The following is a 20,724-nucleotide window of genomic DNA, read 5'->3' on the forward strand; positions in this document are numbered from 1 at the left end:
TAACCCAAGATTGTGTTGTAAAAATACAATCTTGGGTTATTTGCGTTTTAATCCAGATAATTACGCAATAGCAACGCTCGTCCGCACGACCCCCAAATTCCGTACCTCATACCAATTACCTCAAAAAGAATAAAATACCATTTATGGAGGAATATATATAAAAATGTCTCTTTTAAGAAAGAGGTATCGAAATGTCTTGGTCTACCATAAAGAGAAGTCCGAAACGAAGAGGTACTAAATCTTCACAACAACCAGCTGCGACAGCGAATGAAAATAACATCCCACATAAATTGGTTGAAGAGTTGCCAACCGATCAGCTGGGGGAAAACCTTGATGGCACGATTGATTTATTGAAAAATCTATTGGGCAAGAACGCTGATTTCTTTTGTCGCAAGTTTCAAATGTACGGTAAATTTAGTGCTGCGATTATTTACTTCTCTAGCATTGTTGATAAAAGTACAATTAACAGTGGCATTATGAAGCCTTTAATGTATGTTCCAGTTCAAACCGACCTTGAAAAACTTACAAAAACAAATGTGTTGGATTTCATTTTGAATGAGGCCATGTTTCATACTGAAATAAAAAAAGAAAGTAATATTGAAAATATCATAAATGCGTTATTACGTGGAGAAACCTTTATTTTTATTGATGGGGTTAATTCTGGTATTCAATTTGCTGTAAAGAATATCGATAAACGTTCAATCTCCCAGCCAGAAACAGAACAGGTTATTTTAGGACCTCGAGAAGGTTTTATTGAATCCTTACAAACGAACATAGCATTATTACGAAATCGATTAAAAACAGCAGATTTTCGTGTTGAAATTATGGAAATTGGCCGCGTGTCAAAATCGACGACAGCTATTTGCTATCTTGAAGGGATTGCAACCGATGACTTAGTAAAAGAAGTGAAGGATCGTTTAGGGAAAATTGATATAGATGCCATCTTGGATGTAGGCTATATCGAACAATTTATTGAAGATAACCATATGTCTCCTTTTCCACAGATTCAGAGTACAGAACGCCCTGATAAGACAGTAGGAAGTATTCTAGAAGGAAGAGTGGCTATTCTAGTTGATGGATCACCATTCTCGCTTATTGCTCCAGTGGTATTTAATCAATTTTATCAAACTTTCGAGGATTACTCTTCTCGATTTTTAATGGGTAGTTTTGTGCGACTCGCACGGATGGTGGCATTAGTTTTCTCTTTAATCTTTCCATCACTATATGTCTCCTTTATATCGTTTAACCCGGAGTTACTTCCGACTGAATTTGCTGTTGCTGTTGCGGGTGGACGTTCAGGAGTCCCTTTTCCTGCAGTGGTAGAAGTGTTAATGATTGAAGTTGCGATGGAGATCCTACGTGAAGCGACTGTTCGACTACCTAAGCAGGTAGGTGGAGCTCTTTCCATTGTAGGGGTACTCGTTATCGGACAAGCAGCGGTTGAGGCGGGTATTGCAAGTCCAATAACGGTTGTTGTAATTGCGATGACAACGATTGGTTCTTTTGCAACTCCGGCATATGATGCAGCGTTTGCTCTCCGCATGCTAAGATTTCCAATTGTCATAATGGCTGGCTTTTTTGGACTCTATGGTGTCGTCATTGGCGTTATTTTCATTTTTAATCATATGCTTTCGTTAAAATCCTTCGGAGTCCCTTATATGAGTCCAGTAACTCCTGGTAATTTTCAAGGTTTAAAGGATGTGATTATTAGAGCACCTTTTTGGTGGATGCCAAAAAGGCCTGAAATGCTGCATTCTCAAAACTCTGACCGTTTAGGAAAAATGAATGGAAAATCTGCAAAGGTTCAAAGTAACACGTTGGATCCAGTAATGGTTGGAAATGAAAAATGGAAGGAGGACAAGTCTAGTGGAATATCCACGCGAGATAACGGTCATTCAAGCAACAACGATCCTGATTAGTACCATTATCGGAGTGGGATTATTGGCACTTCCTCTCTTTGCAGTTCGGTCCGCAGATACGGGTGCTCCTTTACTCACTTTATTCGGTATAGGGATAGCATCCACTGGACTTGGATTAATTACATTTCTTGGAATCCGTCACCCGAGAAAATCTATCATTTTGTATGGAGAAGATATTTTGGGGAAGTGGTTAAGTAGGGTGCCAAATCTAGTAATCATTCTCTTTTTTGCAATATTAACGGGACTAACTTCACGGGAGTTTGGAGCGGTAGTTATTACTGCTATTTTGAAGCAAACGCCACTAGAAGTGACTGTCATTGTGATGTTGATACTCGCGGCATTGTCTACAAGGAATGACATGAATGTCTTTGCCTATATCCATAATTTTTATGTACCGTTTATTTTGGCACCTGCTTTGATCATCGTTGCTTTATCTTTAAAGAACGCAAATAGCTTATATTTACTTCCAATACTAGGAAATGAACCTGGAAGTTACTTAATTGGAGGCTTAACCATTGCAGCATTATTTCAGGGTTCTTTTATTTTTACAATGATTATTCCCTTTATGAGGCATCCACGAAAAGCGGTTAAAGCTAGTATTTGGGGAATGGTAATTGCCGGTGGTTTATACCTGTTAATTGTCATTGCAACGGTTGCGGTGTTTGGGCCAGGTGAAATAACGAACCTTCTATGGCCGACCCTTGAATTAGCTCGTACGACCTCAATACCTGGTAATCTTCTTCAGAGATTAGATATTGTTTTTTTATCTGTGTGGGTAATTGCTGTATTCACTACATTGTTTTCCAGTTATATGTTCACGGTTCATTCCATTAGCCAAATGGCTGGATTACGTGATCATAAAATGCTTTCCTTTTTTATTTTGCCGATTGTTTTCATTATCGCGATGATTCCGCAAAATATTTTGCATTTATATGATGTTATTGAAATCTTTGGTAGATTGGGCCTAATTCTAACAATCGGTTATCCTATGTTATTAGTTAGTGTAGACCTTGTAAAGAAAAAGGTGAAAAAAAGTGGGAGTATCAAAGCATAGTTGGAAGACTTGTTTAAAAATTATACTTATCGCTTTAGTGCCTGGGCTATTCTTAACAGGTTGCTGGGATAGTGATGATATTGAACAACGGGCGACGATATTGGGTATATCAATTGATAAGGTTGATGAAGTAGACGGTGAAGACCTTGCTCAAATAACCGGTTTAGGAAATCAATTTCCAAAGCCAAAAGATGGATTAATTAAATTAAGTGCTCAAATCGCTGTTCCAGGAAGAATTCCACTTGGACCGCAAACGGGTGGGGCTGGTGTAGAACAAAACCCACTTTGGGTAATAAGTGTAGTGGGATATACATTAGATGACGCGATAGCAGTCCTTCAGCAAGAAGTGGCTGACCGGCTTTTTTTTGGTCATCTAAGGACCATTGTCATAAGTGAAGACGTTGCGAAGGATGGGGTAAAAAGATTTAACGATTATCTCCGAAGAAACCCTGAGATTAGGAGGACTGCTTGGATGGTCGTATCAAAAGGTGAAGCGAAAAAATTTATGGAGGTTGCACCTAAACTAGAGCGGGTCCCTACTCTATATTTGTCTGCAATGGTCGAAAATGCTGTTGGATTAGGTACATTTCCGGAAGACTTTATCGGCTTGTTTTGGACAAAGCTACAAAGCAAAGGTCAAGATACGTTCCTTCCATATCTAGAATTAAAAAAAGAGGATAATATACAAATTTCTGGTTTAGCGTATTTTAAAGATGATCGAATGATAGGTAGAACGGAACCCGTTGAAATTGGCTTATTCATGGCTGTAACAGGAGAGAAGATAGGGGGTTATGAGGTATTTGTCGAGGTACCCGATTCTGATGATAAGGTAATAGTGAGGGCAGAACATCGCAGGTCATCTATAAAACCAACACTGCGAAACGGAAAGCCTCACATGGACATAAAAATTCATTATGAAAGTACAATTGGCGAAGGAGCAGTTGGAGTAGATTTAAATAATCCGGAAATTGTTCGGAAAATTGAAATAGAGGCCACAAAGGGTGTTAAAGAAGGAACAAGTAAATTAATCAAAAAAATGCAGGATGAACAATCTGATATTTTTGGTTTTGGTGAATATTTTCGAGCGAAACAACCTGATTACTGGAATAAGGAGATTCAAACAAAAGAGAAGTGGCGTGAAGTATACAAGGATATGACCTATGATATTCAATGTACATCAAAAATTCGAAGAGTGGGTACAAAGGCAAAATAGCCTTATCGTACCGAAGGAGTTTACATGGTTTTTATTGGTTATTTAAATTACGTAGTTGTACTAAGTGTCATGACAGGGGTCTTTATTCTCATGTTTGATGTGAAGGGGTATAAAACGAAGAACATGCAAAAAGAAAGGAAGGTTAGCACGTTTCTAGGATGGTTTAATATAACAGCCGGGGTACTTGCCTTTTTAGTAAATTGGGCGTATCAGCATATTTTCTGGTGAAAATTAAAACAAGCCCCTAGAAATTCGAATATTCTAGGGGCTATCTTTATTTAAATTTCCAATGGTCGTAAATTTGCTTCAATTTCACTTCGCTTTGGTTCTAAAAATGCTGGAAGTGCAAGTCTTTTACCTAATGTTTCTAGTGGTTCATCTACATCAAACCCAGGAGTGTCAGTTGAAAGCTCAAATAAAATACCATTTGGTTCTCTAAAGTATAATGCTTTAAAGTAATAGCGGTCTACCTTGCCAGAGTTGGGAAGGCGTGTTTGTTTTATTTTTGTAAACCATTCTTCATATTCCTCTTCGTTCGGAATGCGGAAGGCCACATGGTGCACACCACCACGTCCCAAACGTTCTTTTGGTAGATCTGGTCGTGTTTCAATATGAAGTTCGGCTCCAGATCCACCTTCACCTGTCGCATAGACTAGGATTTCTGGATAATCACCTGCAAGTGACTGGTAGCTTCCAACCTTTCGGAAACCCATGACATCTGTCAAAATTTTCACTGTTGGTTCAGCGTTGGCAACGGTTAATGTGACTGGTCCAAGCCCAATTATCGCATGTTCAGCTGGGATACCATTAACTTCCCAAGGTTCACCTGCAGAAACTCCCACTTCACCATTATCCGCAACAAGTATGATTCTTGAGCCTTCATAATCCTGAAAAGCCAAAGTATCGCGCCCAGCTCGCTTAGTGATTTCTTCTGTTGAAATGCGGTATTCCGCTAATCGCTTCTTCCAAAAATGCAAGGAATCAGTTGATTTCACACGTAGTGAAGTGGAAGAAATACTTGATACTCCAGGGTGTGTTCGTCCGAGTCCAGGTATATCAAAGAATGTAATTTCGGTCCCCGGATTCCCTTTTGCATCTCCATAGAAAAGATGGTAGGATTGCGTATTATCTTGATTCACTGTTTTCTTAATTAGGCGCATTCCTAAAACTTTTGTATAAAATTCAAAGTTTCGCTCCGCTTTGCCAGTGAGTAACGAAACATGATGTAAGCCTAGTAATTGCATGCTCAGTCCCCCAATAAAATAAATTATCTTGAATTCAAGATAATTATACCACAGAATAGATAATATAGGAAAGGCCAAGGGAACCCTTGGCCTGAGCAGACTATTTCTTTTTCTTCTTTTGAACGTTTTGTTTTTCTGCTTCTACTTCTGTATAAGATGCGAATTCAACAAGCTCTTCACTAATTCTATTTCCTTTTTTCGCATTATTATTTCGTTGTGCATTCGCATTTCCACGCTTCGTTCGTCCCATTACGTTCAACTCCATTCTTAACATTTCACTTTGTAGTATGAGCAGTTTGTACCCATTAATGTAAGACCATTTAGACATTTTACTTGCTAAAAATACCCTCACAGGTGTGAGGGTATAACTAATGGTAGGTGTCTAGCGATTTTTATTAGCCTGAGATTGCTGGTTCTGTTTACGAACTTCAGCAACATCCGTTTCGCTAGCAAATTCAGTGCTGAAAGAGGATCCGGTTGAAGTGAATTGTTGTTGCCCAACAGATTGTTGGAGCTGCTGTGCGGACTGCTCTATCTGGTTTAACTGCTGAGCAGCATTCAATTCACGTCCTGCAAATCCAGACGCAGATTGTTGCACTTGAGGTGAGCTTTGTTGGAACTGCTGTGCGTTCATTTGCTCTGTTTGCGCCAACTGCTTGGCTGTTTGTTTGATTTGGTTAAGTGCAGCTTGAGCCTGTGCTGGAATTTGTTGATTGTTGTTGTTTTGCATTCGGAACCCTCCCAGACGAATTTTTGTGGATTCTCAAAGGCCTGCCCTTTCAAAAATCCTTTCTTAATTTGTGTAGCACAGCCCCTTTTAATGTATTGAAAAGAATGTTAATCAAGTGACATTTTTCAGTGTATATAAAAGGGTTACCGAGTTTTTTGTTGTTCATTTCAAACCATCCATTATATAATTCAAGTAGTGGAAGAGGTGATTTGAATGAAACGAATCGATTTTTGGGGTCGAGATGAATATGATGAAAGACTTCTTGAAGAAGTACTACGTGGTGTGAAGACAGTCACTTGTACTCCAAAGGTTTGGTATGATCAATTGCCAGACGAGGAAAAAAGCGAAAAAGGCGATATCATACAGGCTTTTACGAAGCGGAATGAACATGTGGCAAACATCCAAATTACCGATTTTTATGAAATACGATTTGGTGAAATTCAAGGTGAAGTTGGTAAGAGAATCGCGAAGGGCGAAAATTCCACGCTTGATGAGTTTATAGAAGATCATATTTTTAGCTGGGAGAAGCCGCTACAAATCGATGGTTACGAACTGAATGAAGATACCGTGATAGTCGTAGAACATTTTAAGCTTAAGGACATTTTTATAGATGTTAAGATAGATTTCCACCTTGTCCCAATGACAGAGGCAGAACGGTTTAAGGTGACCAACTGGACGGATTTTGAGTTGTTTGGGGTGGCTAGTGATTACTTTTATTCCGTATATAAAGAGAAAGATTTTGTGGCATTTGTTCGATTTCGCCAAAATGAAGAAGGCACATATATATACTGCAAAGTAAATCCCGACTTCGAAGGGAAAATGGACCAAAAGGAACTCATGATAAAAGCGGAAAAGTACGCCAAAGAAAACTTATTGGCAACCCAATTGATTCATGAATGGAGTTCCATTTACACCTATCATAAATAAGGATTTAGAAGACGTTTTGCGTAGAACACGCGGAGCGTCTTTTTTAGATGCCGCCAAAAAACCAATTTGACTTTCGAATACCTGTAATTGTAAAATCGTGGGACGAGGTGACTCACTTCTTGTCCCACTCAATAGATAAAATAATATTGGGGCAACAAGATATATCCATTAAGTCCAAAAGGGAGAAGTGAAATGAAGCAACTTTATATGATTTTGGTTCTAGTAGTTGTGATGGCTTTTGTTGCGCCTTTTCAAGCTTTTGCTCAAAATTCTCAGCCAATTGATGCACCAACGATAAAGAGTGATGCAGTCATTTTACTAGATGCCAATACAGGTTCAATTCTATATCAAAAAAATAGTGATACGAAATTATATCCTGCCAGTTTAACGAAAATGGCAACTGCTATTTATGCCATTGAAACAGGAAATTTAGACGATATTGTCACAGTTAGTGCCAATGCCTATGAAACGGGGGGAACTCGTGTTTACCTGGAAGAAGGGGAAAAGGTTACGTTAAAACATCTTATTCAAGGCTTGCTGATTAATTCCGGTAACGATGCCGGGGTTGCGATTGCGGAGCATCTTGATGGGAATGTAGAGGACTTTGCTAAGTCCTTAAATTCGTTTCTACAAAAGGAAGTGGGTGTCAAACAAACCCATTTTTCTAACCCACATGGTCTATTTGATGAAAATCACTACACCACTGCATATGACCTTGCTTTAATAACGAAATATGCATTGGAAAATCCAGTTTTCCGTGAGATTTTTGGAACAAAGGAATTAGCCTGGAATGGTGAAAGCTGGGATACAACCCTTTATAGCCACCATTTATTGCTTAGAGGTGAAATTCCATATGAAGGAATTACTGGTGGAAAAACAGGTTTTGTCCAGGAATCACGATTCACCCTTTCAACTTCTGCTGAAAAAGGTGAAATGTCTTTAATTGCGATCGTATTAAAAGCAGATCGAAATGAAATTGCTTATGAAGATACAGTTGAGCTTTTAGATTACGGCTTTGAAAATTTTGAGGTAAAAGAGGTAGCAAGGGATACATCCTTTATTGGTGACAAAAAAGAAAGCTACCATTTAAGCAAACCACTCAAATATACACAAATGAAAAATGAAGAAGTGCAAATTGCAATGAACGACCAAGGTGTATTGCAGGTACTTGGGGACGATGGCCGACTACTTGCAACGAAACAGATGAAAATGGACATCCCAAAGGAAGCGTTGAATACCCGTGCAGAAATCAATCCAGCCAATATTAATCCTAAGGTTCCAGTACCAGCCATCCTAATGGTCCTGTTTTTTGGCGTAAGCCTTGTCTATCTTCGAAAAACAATAAAAAACATAAAAAAGAGCACTTAATCAAGTGCTTTTTTTCGTGGGACGAGGGACCTGTCCCTCTGTCCCACCGGGGGCCTTCTGTCCCGCAAATACGATATATTTTTGGCCAAAGTAGTTTGATATTGTGTATAGTCCTGTTCCAAGCAAAACAGCTATTTCGTTTGTGTATGGCAGTAAAATGAAACCTGCTACGAGTTTACTTACTGAATATGAAAGAAAGTAGCAGCTCAGAATGACCAAGATAAATAAAGGGATGCTTCTTCCAAATGTGGCCTTACTGTTAAACGTAAAGCGTCGGTTTAAGAGGTAACTGACGACCGCGCCAACTGAATTTCCTAGAAACGTTGAAAGCCAGTAAGAGAGACCTACCACATGCAAGAGCAAGAAAATACTCGATAGTCCAACAAATGTATTCATGAGTCCAACAAGCAGAAAGCGGATGAATGTGTTAGTTGGTTTCAGATAATGGGTTGTAATCAATTAGGTATCCACCCTCTTCAGGAGCTTCAGGCTCTTCCTCGGGTATAGCAAGATTGAATGTATCGATATCGACAACGAACTTTGGGCGGCGCTTTGTTTCCTTATAAATTTTTCCGATATATTCTCCGATAAATCCTAAAGCAATCAACTGCAATCCACCAATTAACCAAATCGAGGTAATCAGGGAAGTCCAGCCTGTCTGGGTTTGTCCACTAAATTTCAAATAAAAAAAGTATCCTCCAAAAAATAAGCTTACAAAGAATGAAAGCAGGCCCATTAATGAAATCAAGCGAATCGGCGTAACACTAAATGACGTAATCCCATCAAGAGCAAACGAAAGCATTTTTCGTAAGGGATACTTTGTTTCGCCAGCCATTCGTTCTTTACGATCATAAAAGACAGAGGTAGATTGAAAGCCAATTAGTGGAACCACTCCTCGTAAAAAGAGATTACTTTCATCAAAATGTTCAAGTGCTTCTACAGCACGCCTGCTCATTAAGCGGAAATCCGCATGATTATAAACGAGGTTAACACCCATGAAATTCATTAACTTGTAAAATCCTTGTGCGGAGTGCTTCTTAAAGAAGGTATCAGTCTTTCGTTCTTTACGCACACCATATACGACTTCATAACCTTCAGAGAAGCGAAGTAGAAATTCACGTATGACTTCAATATCATCCTGTAAATCGGCATCTATGGAGACGAGACAATCTGACTGTCGTTTTGCGGAAAACAAACCTGCAAGTAGGGCATTTTGGTGTCCAACATTTCTGGCTAACTTTAACCCTTTTATTTTATTGTCTTCAAGTCCTTGTTTATAAATGATTGACCAGGTTTGATCCTTGCTTCCGTCATCAACAAATAAGAGTCTACTTTTTTCGGAAATTAACTTGTCCGCGATAAGGTCGTCCAGAAGGGACCTAAGTTGTTTCATTGATTCAGGAAGAACTTCCTCTTCGTTATAGCAAGGGACAACAATTGTAAGTAAAGGTATATTCATGATGAATCCCCCCTAAGGAAAAGTTTGGTTAAAGTCTTTTATTGAAATCTTGTTATTGACACAACTCTAAATTGATAGGCGAAACGTGTCCGAATGAACCCCAGTTTGCAACACAAAGCACGTTACTCTGTTCCAATGGTCAGAAAAACCCTCTGATTGCGACACAGAGCATGTCACGCCGCCCCCTCTGTGTCTGAATGAACCCAAGATTGCGACACAGGGCATATCACGCCGTTCCAATGTGTCGGAAAAAGCCCCTGATTGCGACACAGAGCACCTCACGCCGTTCCCTTTGTGTCGGAAAAAGCCCCTGATTGCGACACAGAGCACCTCACGCCGTTCCAATGTGTCGGAAAAAGCCCTTGATTGCGACACAGAACATGCCATTCCGTCCCCAATGTGTCGGAATGAACCCCTGATTGCGACACAGGGTAAATCACACCGTTCCAATGTGTCGGAAAAACCCTCTGATTGCGACACAGAACATGCCATTCAGTCCCCAATGTGTCGGAATGAACCCCTGATTGCGACACAGACAATAGCCAGCCGGTCAAAATAAGTCCAAATAAGCCCATAATTCCGACACAAACTTCTATCTCCATAACACGGTGTCCCAATGCTTTCCTTGAAATGCCCAACCTATTCTATTGGCCATAAGTCTTTCCATACCTTAATCAATCGAAACTCGATATAAATAAATCCTCCATGCAGATTCTGCAGAATCGAAAGTCTCCTCAAGAACTAAATGATTTTGGGCTGCATTTTGAATAGGCAGAGATGAAATGATAAACCGGCCACCCATGTCGTAAAAAGCTTGCATGTTCAGTTCCATTTTTTTAATTTCTTTTTTTGACGTTTTTTTAAACATATAATGCTTGCCGAGTTCATCTAAAAAGATGTAGCACCGGCCACCCCATTCATCAAAATATTGTCGCAGTTTCTTGTCCTTTTCCAATTCCTTGGCGATAATTTCTCGAAACTGATGCTTATAAGAAAGGGGATAAAAATTATTGTATGTATCGAGTGTATAAAACCCGTTAAACTGAGCGATGGCAGGATGAAGACCGATGCTAGCTACACGATAATCCTCCTGTGGCAAGCCAATGTAGTCCTTAATATCCTCGAATTGTTTTTCCGCAAAAAATTGCTGAAAAGATGGCTTGTTTTTATAAACAAGTTCTTCATTAAAAGAAGCCACAATTACTAGCTGTGCTGCTAGGAATAACAAACTTGCACGCTTCCATCCAACCCGGTATTCCCATAAGATTTTTAACGATATAGCAAACAAAACATAAATAACCATGGGCCTTAGAAAATGGTATCTTGCAAAATTAAAGGTGTTTAAGAAATGAAATCGTTCCGTTAAGGGAACCCACCCTTTATAAAACCAAAAGGCATACCAAATGGACAAAACAGCGTTTAGGACATGTAAGAAAAGAAAAACTTTCTCTTGTTTCCACTTTTTCTTCATGAGAACAACATTCAAGGCCAGTATGGTAACTGGCAAAATGACCAAGCCATGAACACTCATTACATGGGTGTGACCAAGTACATAATTTTTTAAAGATAGACGGAGAGCACGTAAAAATGATAATCGTGCATGAAAATATTCATCCCGACTATTTGGTTCATCCATAAATAAAAAGGAGTAAACAAGTCGATATTCAACTACCATAAAAATTAATGTGAAATAAATGAGTGCCCATAAAAAGCGAAGGTTCAGACCTTTGCCACGGAAACAATCGATCAACCAAAAAATCCCCATCGCGCTTATAAAAAAGAAAAATCCAAGAACTATGCTTGAATAGAAGGGAAGTAAGGTTAGTGTCAACCAGTTTACCCATGACTTCTCCCCATCGCGGATATTTAGTAGTGCCCATAAAGCAAGTGGCATCCCGAGTGTACTCAACATTCCAGAAGGCCAAAAAGGTGTCAGGGCAAAGGCTAATGAAACCCCAACTCGAATCCAAGCCCATTCATTACGGGTGAGAATATGTTTTTTTAATAATAAATACATGCCTAAAAACGCAAAGATTCTCGTGATAAATTGGCTTAGTCCATAGGCAATCATCGGCGGAAAAACGGTATGTAGCCATACAATCCCACTAAGTTCGGTTCCAAATGCACCTCTTTGAAGATGACCGTTAATAATTTGAGGGATTGAGGCATCAACTGGACCGAGCATTTGATTGCTTTCTGCAAGAACCTTATACCATGCAAGATTCGAATCTAAGTTGTCGTGAACTCGTAGATGAGCATTCTCACCAAGGATAAAATAAGGAGATACAAAAATGACGATGAGTAGGAGGGCAGCTATGATGAGACGAAACTCACCTCGTTGTTGAGTCCTAGTTTGCGACAATGTCCTCCCTCCATTAATAAAATTTCCATTATTGGATTTCCATTTTTTATCGTATCCATAATCGTATGTAATATGAATGTGAAAAGAAAAAAGTGGGGAAACCCCACTTTTATGAATGGTTTTACACGAGTACCGACCGCTGTTCAACGATTAGTCGGTTCCTCCTTTTGCTTTTTCAAGGGCTTGGACAATATCAATTAATCCCTCGCCAAAATAGATATCTTTCCCCGCTTTTCCGAGGTCTAAGCTTGTTCCCTTGATAATCTCCATGATTTCTTTATTAGATAGGTTTGGATTAATTGAGCGCATTAAGGCAGCAAGCGCAGCAACATGTGGTGCTGCCATTGAAGTTCCAGACAATGCAGCATACTGCTCATCAATATAGGTGCTCGGTATTGTCACACCTGGTGCTGATACATCGATATAATCTCCATAATTGGAAAATTCTGCTTTATCGCCGTTTAAATCAACGGCTGCGACACTTAATACTTGCGGGTACGCAGATGGGAAGCTAGGTTGGCTGGAATTATCGTTACCAGAAGCAGCCACCATCACAACATCATGTCTATATGCATAATCAACTGCTTGTTTCAGCAACTTTGATCCTTGGTAATTACCAAGACTAAGATTAATGACATCAGCTCCATGATCAGTTGCCCAAATGATTCCACGTGCAATATCAAAAGTTGACCCATATCCATCTGAGCCCATTACTTTTATTGGCATAATTGGGTTAAACCACGTGACTCCTGCAGTCCCTTCATGATTATTTGTTTGTGAGGCAATGATTCCGGCAACATGTGTACCATGCCCATTGTCATCATCTGGAACATTATTGTCCTTTAGGATGTTATAGCCGTCCGTAATTCGGTTCACTAAGTCAGGATGATCCAAATCTACTCCCGTATCAATTATGGCTATTTTAACTTTATCTGAGCCCTGTGTTATACCCCAGCCATTTTCGGAATCAATCATTCGTAAATTCCATTGGAAATCGTTATAGAGGAGGTCATTTGGTGATTGCTGATTTTGCATTAAAATATAGTTAGGTTCAGCAAACTCGACGTCCTTCCTTTTATCGAAATAAGAAATCATCGCAGGTGTCTTCATGTTATTTGATTCAAAAATGTATGATGAATCTAGTTTGCGTAGTAGCTTACCTTCAATGTCCTTTTCAATTTGTTTAATTTCATCGGGCTTTAAGTGGTGTTTAAAATCAACAATAACTTGGTGATGATGGTAATGACTTTTGTCTTTTCCATTATGGTCAATTACGTCTATTTCTTCATGATTATCTAATTGTCTTTGCACATTGTTGTATAGTTGAATCGAGTCTACATTCATTACTTGAGGAGAAGTATCAATCGATTCGTTTTTCAGTTGGAGGGGAGCGCTACGAGTAGAAGATGTTTTTGAATTAGCTTGACCCCCATTATTATCAAATAATCTAAACGAAACGAAAATCGATAACCCAACCGCAATTATTAATGCTACTATAGCAAGTCTCTTCTTATTCCACATTCATATCACCTCAACCACACTTTTCTTTTAGTATCTTGTTTACAACCTTCTTTCATGCCTTACTTTCATTCCAATAAATTGAAAGTAAGAAGAAATAGTATGCATAATTTCCATACATTTCATGGAATAACTAACAGGAGGGAAAAAAGTAGAAATTAAGGAAACATGTTAAAAGCAAAAGGGTGATCGCAATGGCAAATTGGTTCAAAAAGGAAGATAAGAAACCTAGGTTAACGGAGGAAACATATCAAACCTTTCGCAAATCTGAAGATTTCATTTGCCAATTCAATAGACAAGCAATTCGCCCGTATTGGATTTGCTATCAACGAAATATTATTGATACAAAAACCTTAAACGAACAAATACTACCTTATTTACTTTATGCGAAGGTCTATTCAATTCGGGACCTAAAAGCAATTATTCCAAATAAGGAGATTGTGATTTCAAAAAATCCTCGGGAAATTGAAGATAAGATTTTACAAGGCAGTATTATGATTCAATTTCACAAGCATGACGGTTATTGTGCGCTTGTAGATGCTGTGAAATTTGAAAAAAGATCAGTTAACTCTCCTGAAGTAGAATTTAGTGTAACTGGTCCAAAAGAGGCATTTGTTGAGTCACTTGATACCAATTTAAACCTAATCCGAAAGCGACTTCCTGTACCTGAATTACGGGTGAAGGAACTGACCATCGGAAAATTATCAAAAACTAAGGTAGCAGTGGTTTATATTGAAGATATTGTTGAGAAGGAAAATGTACAAACTGTATTACAACGGATTAGCGATATTGACTTTGATCAAATAAGTGATAGCTCTTATATTTCACAAATGATTGTTGATAATACGAATTCACCCTTCCCACAAATGCTTGAAACGGAACGGCCTGACAGGGTTGCGTCTGTATTAGTTGAAGGGAAGGTAGTGGTGTTTTCGGAAGGATCACCGCAAGCCATTATTACTCCAACTACACTTGTTGAGTTTTTCTCATCATTTGAAGACTATTTCTTGAACTGGTATATTGCTTCCTTTGTTCGGTTGCTTCGCCTTTTTTCGGTCATCTTTTCAATATTAATCACACCGATCTATGTTGCAGTTCTAACATATCATCATGAATTAATTCCGAGGGATCTGCTGGCAACTTTAGTTATCTCAAGGCGTGAGGTCCCATTGCCACCGATACTAGAGGCATTGTTTTTAGAAATCGTTATTGAACTCCTTCGTGAGGCAGGAGCAAGGTTGCCTGCAAAAGTTGGTCAAACAATCGGTATCGTGGGTGGTATCGTTATTGGAACAGCGTCTGTTGAAGCGGGTCTTACGAGTAATGTATTGTTAATTATGGTCGCACTGGCTGCATTAGCGTCTTTTACAACACCCGTTTATACGATGGGTAATACAATCCGTATCATTCGTTTTCCATTTCTTATCTTTTCTCAGCTGTGGGGATTAATCGGAATTGTTGTATGTTTTTGTTTTCTATTAGCGCATTTAATTCGATTAACATCTTTAGGTCGGCCATTCTTAGAACCAATTTACCCACTACGTGTAGGAGATTTAAAGGATGCATTTATTCGGCTACCCTATTCACAACTTTCAAAACGTCCGGGTTATTTACGTCCTGAAGATAAAAATCGTTTTAATCAAAATAAAGCAGAAGCAAAAAAAGATATTGATGAATAGCGTCACAGTATTCATGCGTATTTGATTCCAAGGAGTTGCAACGATGGAAAGGATCAAAGAATCATTTTTAGTTTCTCCTATTTTTGTATTTTTCTTAATTCATTCCATGCAAGTAGGGGTAGGAATGCTTGGTTTCCAACGAATCATTGCCAAATCAGCAGGGTATGACAGTTGGATTTCCGTCATACTAGCCGGAGTAGCTGTACACATCATTGTATGGATCATCTATAAAATCTTAGATCCTTCAGGGGGGGACATTGTTGATGTTCATAAAGAGATTTTTGGAAAGTGGATAGGAGGTTTTCTGAGCCTATTATTTGTTCTCTACCTTTTGGCATTAGCGGTAACCGTTTTACGTTCTTATATCGAGGTAATTCAGGTATGGATGTTCCCAGAATTCAATAGTTGGGTTTTTGGTTTTTTCACAATTGTACTAGCATACTATATTATTTTAGGTGGTTTCAGAACGGTAACGGGTATTAGTTTTTTTAGTATTGTGCTCCCGTTATATATACTTCTATTAGTTTTCTTTCCTTTGGATTACGGCCATGTACGCAATTTGTTACCAATTATGAATCATTCAGTAACGGAAATTGCAAAATCTACAAAGGATATGTCCCTAAGTATCATAGGATTTGAAACGCTTTTGCTATTTTATCCATTTATTAAAAATCCACCAAAGTCCCAAAAATGGGCTCACCTAGGAGTCTTGGCAACAACGATTTTGTACCTAATTGCTAGTGTTACTGCAATCATGTATTTTAGCGCTGACCAACTTGATAAAATAATTTGGGCAACCCTTACCATGTTTAAAAGTATCAACATGCCGTTTGTAGAAAGATTTGAGTATGTTGGAATCGCATCATGGTATCTTGTTATCCTTCCCAATATTTGTATTGCACTATGGGGAGCAGGCAGAGGAATCAAAAAAGTGTTTTCAGTGCAACAACGAAAATCGTTACTTTGGATTTTACCAGCCGTATTAGTTGCAAGCAGTCTCATTAAATCACGGCAGCATATAGACATGATCAGTGGATATATGTCAAATTTTGGACTTTATTATATCTTTGGTTATATTCCAATCCTCTTCATAATTACACTAGTCGTTCGTAAAATGAGGGAGAAAAAATGAAAAAAGTACTAACAGGAATTGCGCTCTGTACTATTACATTAATAACAATCCTATATGGAAGAATTTCTGAAGAAATAATAGATGAAATTAATATGGTGGCAGCGGTTGGGTTTGATAGAGCTGAGGGTCAAAAAATTAAAGGTACTGCTGTTATCCCCGTTTTTAAGGCAGACAAAAGCATCGACAATGCTAGCTTCACTGGGGAATCCGTGTTAGCTAAGGAAATCATTAATGTTTTGCAAAAAAAATCAGCGGACCCATTAGTGACAGGTGCTGTCCGTGTTGTTTTGTATGAGGATGAGCTTGCAAAAAACGGGATACTTCGGTATATTGACGCCCTTCAACGTGATGCAAGCATCGGATCGAAAATTAATCTAGCCATTATAGAAGGAAAGACAAATGAGGTATTAGAAAAGAGTTTAGGTAACAGGGGCACTGGGGAATACTTATCAATCATGTTACAACATAATATCGAGAAACGAGATTTGCCTAGGTCTGATCTTCATACTTTTATGTATAGACATTATATGGATGGTATGGATCCCTTTCTCCCAACGATGAAGCTGCTTTCTAATAAGATGGAAATCACCGGGCTTGGAATGTTTAAGCATGGGAAAATGGTGGCTAAAATCGATGAGCCTGATTTGTTCTTTTTTAAGGCAATGGTCGAAGATTATGGGGAAGGGTCCTATACAATTCGATTAAAGGGGACAGATGAGTACGCTTCTATCCGGCGTATCAAATCAAAGAGAAAAATAAAGGTCGAGGAAGTAGATGGGGAGCCAAAAGTAAACATCACGATTAAATTTGAAGGAGTATTAAGTGAATTTTCTGGGCAAACAACAAATCCCAAAACTATTCAAACGATCGATGAAGAACTCGAGAACACAATAAAAGAGAAATCCGAAGCAATGTTAAAGGATTTTCAAGAGAAAAATATTGACCCAGTTGGGATTGGGTATATGGCTAGACACTCAACCCGTGGTTTAGATTTTAAGAAATGGGAACTTAATTATCCGAATATAAAAATAGAGGTTCATTCAGAGGTAACGATAACCGAGACGGGAATAACGCAATAAGTTGTGACCAAACTATAAGTCAGTTTTCAATAGGGTATGATATACTTATTTCAATGGAAAAAGATAAAAGTTGGTAGGAGTGTCTTATTTGAAATATTTTATTATTACTGGGACATCTAGGGGATTAGGAGAATCCATTGTTAAGCAAATTTTGGACAAGGATCACACCTTATTTTGTATCTCTAGAAAGCAAAATAATGAATTAAAAGAATTAGCGTTTGAAAAGGGAATCAATCTATATTATTTTTCTTGTGACCTCCAAAAGAGTGAAGAAATCGAAAAAGTGATGGAACGAATTTTTTCATCCATCGATTTCTCAAATGCTGAAGGAATTTATTTAGTAAATAATGCAGGAATAATTGATCCAATTAAGCCGATTGGAAAGGCGAGTCCAAAAGAATTAGCTGAAAATATTCATGTTAATTTATTGGCACCAATGTTGTTAAGCTCATATTTCATTCGCCATACGGGAACGTTTGCAACTAAAAAGGTGATTGTCAATGTATCATCAGGTGCTGCAAAACGTGCTCGACATGGATGGACGGCATACTCTTCGTCTAAAGCAGGAATCGATATGTTTACAAAATCAGTTGGTTTTGAGCAGGAAACAGTTGAAAACCCAGTAACCATGATTTCCTTTTCACCAGGCGTTATGGATACAGAGATGCAAGAGATAATCAGAAAGACAAATAAAGAGGATTTCACTGAAGTCGAGCAATTCATTGAATACAATGAAAAAGGGATACTACGATCACCAGAATTCGTTGCGGGTGTTATCCTGGACCTCATCTTTAACAAAGAATTAATCAATGGTCATATCTATGATATAAAATCATTCGTATAAAAGCCTCCCTACCTGAGTGAATTTTCAGGGGGGATTTTTTTGTCGTGATAGACGATTTTGCGAGCTGGAATTATAATGGGGAATGGGGAGGAGAGAGAAGATGAAACATGTAAGAGTAGGAGTAATTGGCCTTGGTGCAATTGGAGAAAGGTTAATCCAAGGTTTTAATGCGAACAATCATACAACAGTAACTGCAGTCGTTGATAAGGAAAAAGAAAGAGCTGTAGATATGGCTGAAAAATTAGGCGGTATCAATTGGTATGATAACCACAAGGATATGCTAGCTAATGAGGAGTTAGACCTAGTTTATGTAGCGGTCCCGCCAAAATATCACCATGCTGTAACGATGGATGTAATCGATAAAGGAGTACATATCTTATGTGAGAAGCCTTTAGCGAATTCAGTTGAAGAGGCAAAGGAAATGTTAGAAAAAGTAGAGCAAGCAGGAATCATTCATGCTATGAATTTCCCTCTAAATTATAGTAACCCTGCTAATAGCTTTGATTCGTTGATTAAGGAAGGATACATAGGTAAATTAAGAAAGCTTGAACTTTCAATGAATTTCCCAAACTGGCCTCGTTTATGGCAACAGAATGATTGGGTTGCGGGACGAGAACAAGGCGGATTTGTGCTGGAAGTAGGGGTTCATTTTATTCAATTAACCCAACGAATCTTTGGTTCAATTACTTTTCAAAATAGCACATTAGAGCTTCCAGAAGATGAGACAAAGTGTGAAACTGGAATCATTGCTTCATTAGAACTAGAAGATGGTACCCCATTTTTAATAAATGGAATCAGTCAAATTGCTGGAGCTGAACGAATCGCTTATACGGCATATGGTACAGAAGGAACACTATCGCTTGGCGATTGGGGGAAGCTTGAAGGTGGCAAGCTAGGAGAAGAAATTCAACCGATTGAGATAGAGACGACTGAAACAGCCACACTCATTGACAATCTCGTTTCTGCTATTGCAGGTAAAGAAAACCGACTCTTTACCTTTAAGGATGGATATGAGGCACAAGTTATTTTAGAAAAGCTTAGAGATAACTAAATGAAAAGCTCCCGCCAAAAGGTGGGAGCTCACTTTTACTTCGCTAAGTATTTTTCAACGTCATCTAGCATGAGGTTTGCTGCTAGAACGCCGCCTGCAGTATTCCAAATAGGGTCACTTACTTTGTGCACCTTTCCTGCTTTCACGGCATTTAAACCTTGCCACAACGGATTGTTAATCCAGTCTTCCTCGACCTTTGTAGCTTCTCCATTCCCGGTTTCATATGTGAAATAGAAAATTTCATCAGCATCCATTAATGGGATTTTTTCTTGGTCCACTTCTCTTGTAAACTGATCTTCAGGATTCTCAGCAAATAAATCAACCTGATGCTGTGGACGTTTCAAGCCCAATTGTTCAAAAATCACGCCAGAGAACGAATCAGTATAATAAATTCGAGTTCTTCCTTCCATAAAGCGCACGACTGACACTTCAGCGTCGGTATTGATCTTTTCCTTAACCTGATTTAAATGGTCTTCAAATTCAGCAAGGACTTTCTTCCCTTCTTCTTCTTTATTGATGGCTTTTGAATATAGGGTAAAGTTCTTTTGCCAATCACCACGTAAATCCTCAGCAAAAACAGTTGGGGCAATCGCTTTTAGTTGCTCATAAATATTTTCCTGGCGCATTTTATTACCGATAATTAAATCTGGCTCAAGTGCCGCAATGGCTTCGATATTTACATTGCTTTCCTCACCGACAACTTCGACACCTTCCATTTGATCCTCGATATGTTCGTACCATGGGTCGCCAATCCAAGAACGAACAGCGCCAACTGGTTTAACTCCCATTGCTAATAAGGCTTCTGTTCCTTCATTTGTTAAAATGACAATTCTTTCTGGATTTTTGCTGATTGGAGTCTTACCCATAGCATGTTCAACCGTGTATGTATTAGCTCCTTCAGTGTCATTGTTGCCTTTGTCTGTGTTATCTGCTGCACCACAAGCAGCTAAAAGAAGTGATAATACAGCCAATGTTAGGAATCCTAGATAAGCTTTCTTTCTAACGTTCATTATGTATCCTCCTATTAATTGATAATGATTTTCAATTACTTATGATGATAAAATGAATTGAAACATTAGTCAATACAAAATTGAGAATGATTTTCATCCCGTTGACAATCATTCTCACTTCCAATAGACTAAAAG

The 20,724-nt window shown here is 38.6% G+C and carries 19 protein-coding genes; 11 read left to right on the forward strand and 8 right to left on the reverse strand.

Going from position 1 to position 20,724, the window contains the following annotated elements:
* The first annotated feature begins 191 nt into the window (after window positions 1–191).
* From ACFSFW_RS08545 to ACFSFW_RS08560, 4 genes are read left to right on the forward strand one after another with little or no spacing between them, the layout of a single operon-like run.
* Window positions 192–1,919, forward strand: coding sequence for a spore germination protein (locus tag ACFSFW_RS08545; protein WP_388037188.1), 1,728 nt, complete (start codon window positions 192–194; stop codon window positions 1,917–1,919).
* Window positions 1,867–2,973 carry a GerAB/ArcD/ProY family transporter gene (locus ACFSFW_RS08550; RefSeq protein WP_304216053.1) on the forward strand — a complete coding sequence of 369 codons (1,107 nt, stop codon included), beginning with the start codon at window positions 1,867–1,869 and terminating at the stop codon, window positions 2,971–2,973. Before ACFSFW_RS08545 ends, ACFSFW_RS08550 begins: the two co-directional genes overlap by 53 nt.
* Window positions 2,954–4,186 carry a Ger(x)C family spore germination protein gene (locus ACFSFW_RS08555; RefSeq protein WP_388037192.1) on the forward strand — a complete coding sequence of 411 codons (1,233 nt, stop codon included), beginning with the start codon at window positions 2,954–2,956 and terminating at the stop codon, window positions 4,184–4,186. The genes ACFSFW_RS08550 and ACFSFW_RS08555 overlap by 20 nt, the downstream gene beginning before the upstream one ends.
* 24 nt (window positions 4,187–4,210) lie before the next feature.
* Window positions 4,211–4,414 carry a CLC_0170 family protein gene (locus tag ACFSFW_RS08560; protein WP_388037195.1) on the forward strand — a complete coding sequence of 68 codons (204 nt, stop codon included), beginning with the start codon at window positions 4,211–4,213 and terminating at the stop codon, window positions 4,412–4,414.
* A gap of 50 nt (window positions 4,415–4,464) precedes the next feature.
* Here the strand turns inward: ACFSFW_RS08560 and ACFSFW_RS08565 are convergent, their stop codons facing one another.
* From ACFSFW_RS08565 to ACFSFW_RS08575, 3 genes are all read right to left on the reverse strand, one after another.
* Window positions 4,465–5,430, reverse strand: a complete 966-nt coding sequence (locus ACFSFW_RS08565; RefSeq protein ID WP_388037198.1) for a ring-cleaving dioxygenase — start codon at window positions 5,428–5,430, stop codon at window positions 4,465–4,467.
* A 100-nt stretch (window positions 5,431–5,530) separates the two neighbouring features.
* Window positions 5,531–5,680, reverse strand: coding sequence for a protein YpzF (gene ypzF / locus ACFSFW_RS08570; protein WP_165918145.1), 150 nt, complete (start codon window positions 5,678–5,680; stop codon window positions 5,531–5,533).
* A gap of 132 nt (window positions 5,681–5,812) precedes the next feature.
* A complete protein-coding gene (locus ACFSFW_RS08575) occupies window positions 5,813–6,160 on the reverse strand; it encodes a gamma-type small acid-soluble spore protein (RefSeq protein WP_304216048.1) in 348 nt (115 codons plus the stop codon).
* Window positions 6,161–6,373: 213 nt separating this feature from the next.
* Here ACFSFW_RS08575 and ACFSFW_RS08580 point away from each other — a divergent pair, with 213 nt between their 5' ends.
* On the forward strand, window positions 6,374–7,087 hold the full coding sequence (locus ACFSFW_RS08580; protein ID WP_388037203.1) for an ASCH domain-containing protein: 714 nt from the start codon (window positions 6,374–6,376) through the stop codon (window positions 7,085–7,087).
* Between the two features lie 192 nt (window positions 7,088–7,279).
* Entirely contained in the window at window positions 7,280–8,455 is a 1,176-nt protein-coding gene (locus ACFSFW_RS08585; RefSeq protein WP_388037205.1) for a D-alanyl-D-alanine carboxypeptidase family protein, read from the forward strand.
* On the opposite strand, the gene ACFSFW_RS08590 is transcribed toward ACFSFW_RS08585, so the two are convergent.
* The 4 genes from ACFSFW_RS08590 to ACFSFW_RS08605 form a co-directional block, all read right to left on the reverse strand.
* The gene (locus tag ACFSFW_RS08590; RefSeq protein ID WP_388037207.1) at window positions 8,456–8,914 is read right to left on the reverse strand and encodes a GtrA family protein; all 459 of its coding nucleotides are present in this window, start codon (window positions 8,912–8,914) and stop codon (window positions 8,456–8,458) included.
* A complete protein-coding gene (locus ACFSFW_RS08595; protein ID WP_388037209.1) occupies window positions 8,883–9,914 on the reverse strand; it encodes a glycosyltransferase family 2 protein in 1,032 nt (343 codons plus the stop codon). Before ACFSFW_RS08595 ends, ACFSFW_RS08590 begins: the two co-directional genes overlap by 32 nt.
* Before the next feature lie 670 nt (window positions 9,915–10,584).
* Window positions 10,585–12,276 (reverse strand): DUF6044 family protein, encoded by a 1,692-nt coding sequence (locus tag ACFSFW_RS08600; protein WP_388037212.1) that lies wholly within the window; start codon window positions 12,274–12,276, stop codon window positions 10,585–10,587.
* A 150-nt stretch (window positions 12,277–12,426) separates the two neighbouring features.
* A complete protein-coding gene (locus ACFSFW_RS08605) occupies window positions 12,427–13,797 on the reverse strand; it encodes a S8 family peptidase (RefSeq protein WP_388037215.1) in 1,371 nt (456 codons plus the stop codon).
* Window positions 13,798–13,988: 191 nt separating this feature from the next.
* Here ACFSFW_RS08605 and ACFSFW_RS08610 point away from each other — a divergent pair, with 191 nt between their 5' ends.
* From ACFSFW_RS08610 to ACFSFW_RS08630, 5 genes are all read left to right on the forward strand, one after another.
* Window positions 13,989–15,473 (forward strand): spore germination protein, encoded by a 1,485-nt coding sequence (locus ACFSFW_RS08610; protein WP_304216041.1) that lies wholly within the window; start codon window positions 13,989–13,991, stop codon window positions 15,471–15,473.
* Between the two features lie 43 nt (window positions 15,474–15,516).
* Window positions 15,517–16,605 carry a GerAB/ArcD/ProY family transporter gene (locus ACFSFW_RS08615; protein WP_304216040.1) on the forward strand — a complete coding sequence of 363 codons (1,089 nt, stop codon included), beginning with the start codon at window positions 15,517–15,519 and terminating at the stop codon, window positions 16,603–16,605.
* Complete coding sequence (locus ACFSFW_RS08620) at window positions 16,602–17,684, forward strand: Ger(x)C family spore germination protein (protein WP_388037219.1); 1,083 nt, start codon at window positions 16,602–16,604, stop codon at window positions 17,682–17,684. Before ACFSFW_RS08615 ends, ACFSFW_RS08620 begins: the two co-directional genes overlap by 4 nt.
* A 79-nt stretch (window positions 17,685–17,763) precedes the next feature.
* Complete coding sequence (locus tag ACFSFW_RS08625; RefSeq protein WP_388037222.1) at window positions 17,764–18,528, forward strand: (S)-benzoin forming benzil reductase; 765 nt, start codon at window positions 17,764–17,766, stop codon at window positions 18,526–18,528.
* Between the two features lie 100 nt (window positions 18,529–18,628).
* Window positions 18,629–19,579: a Gfo/Idh/MocA family protein gene (locus ACFSFW_RS08630; RefSeq protein WP_388037225.1), complete on the forward strand. Its 951-nt coding sequence runs from the start codon at window positions 18,629–18,631 to the stop codon at window positions 19,577–19,579.
* A gap of 35 nt (window positions 19,580–19,614) precedes the next feature.
* On the opposite strand, the gene ACFSFW_RS08635 is transcribed toward ACFSFW_RS08630, so the two are convergent.
* Entirely contained in the window at window positions 19,615–20,589 is a 975-nt protein-coding gene (locus ACFSFW_RS08635) for an ABC transporter substrate-binding protein (protein WP_388037228.1), read from the reverse strand.
* Window positions 20,590–20,724 lie beyond the last annotated feature (135 nt).

It is taken from the genome of Ferdinandcohnia salidurans, from assembly GCF_042680725.1.
GTDB classification, from domain to species: Bacteria; Bacillota; Bacilli; order Bacillales; family Bacillaceae_L; genus Ferdinandcohnia; species Ferdinandcohnia salidurans.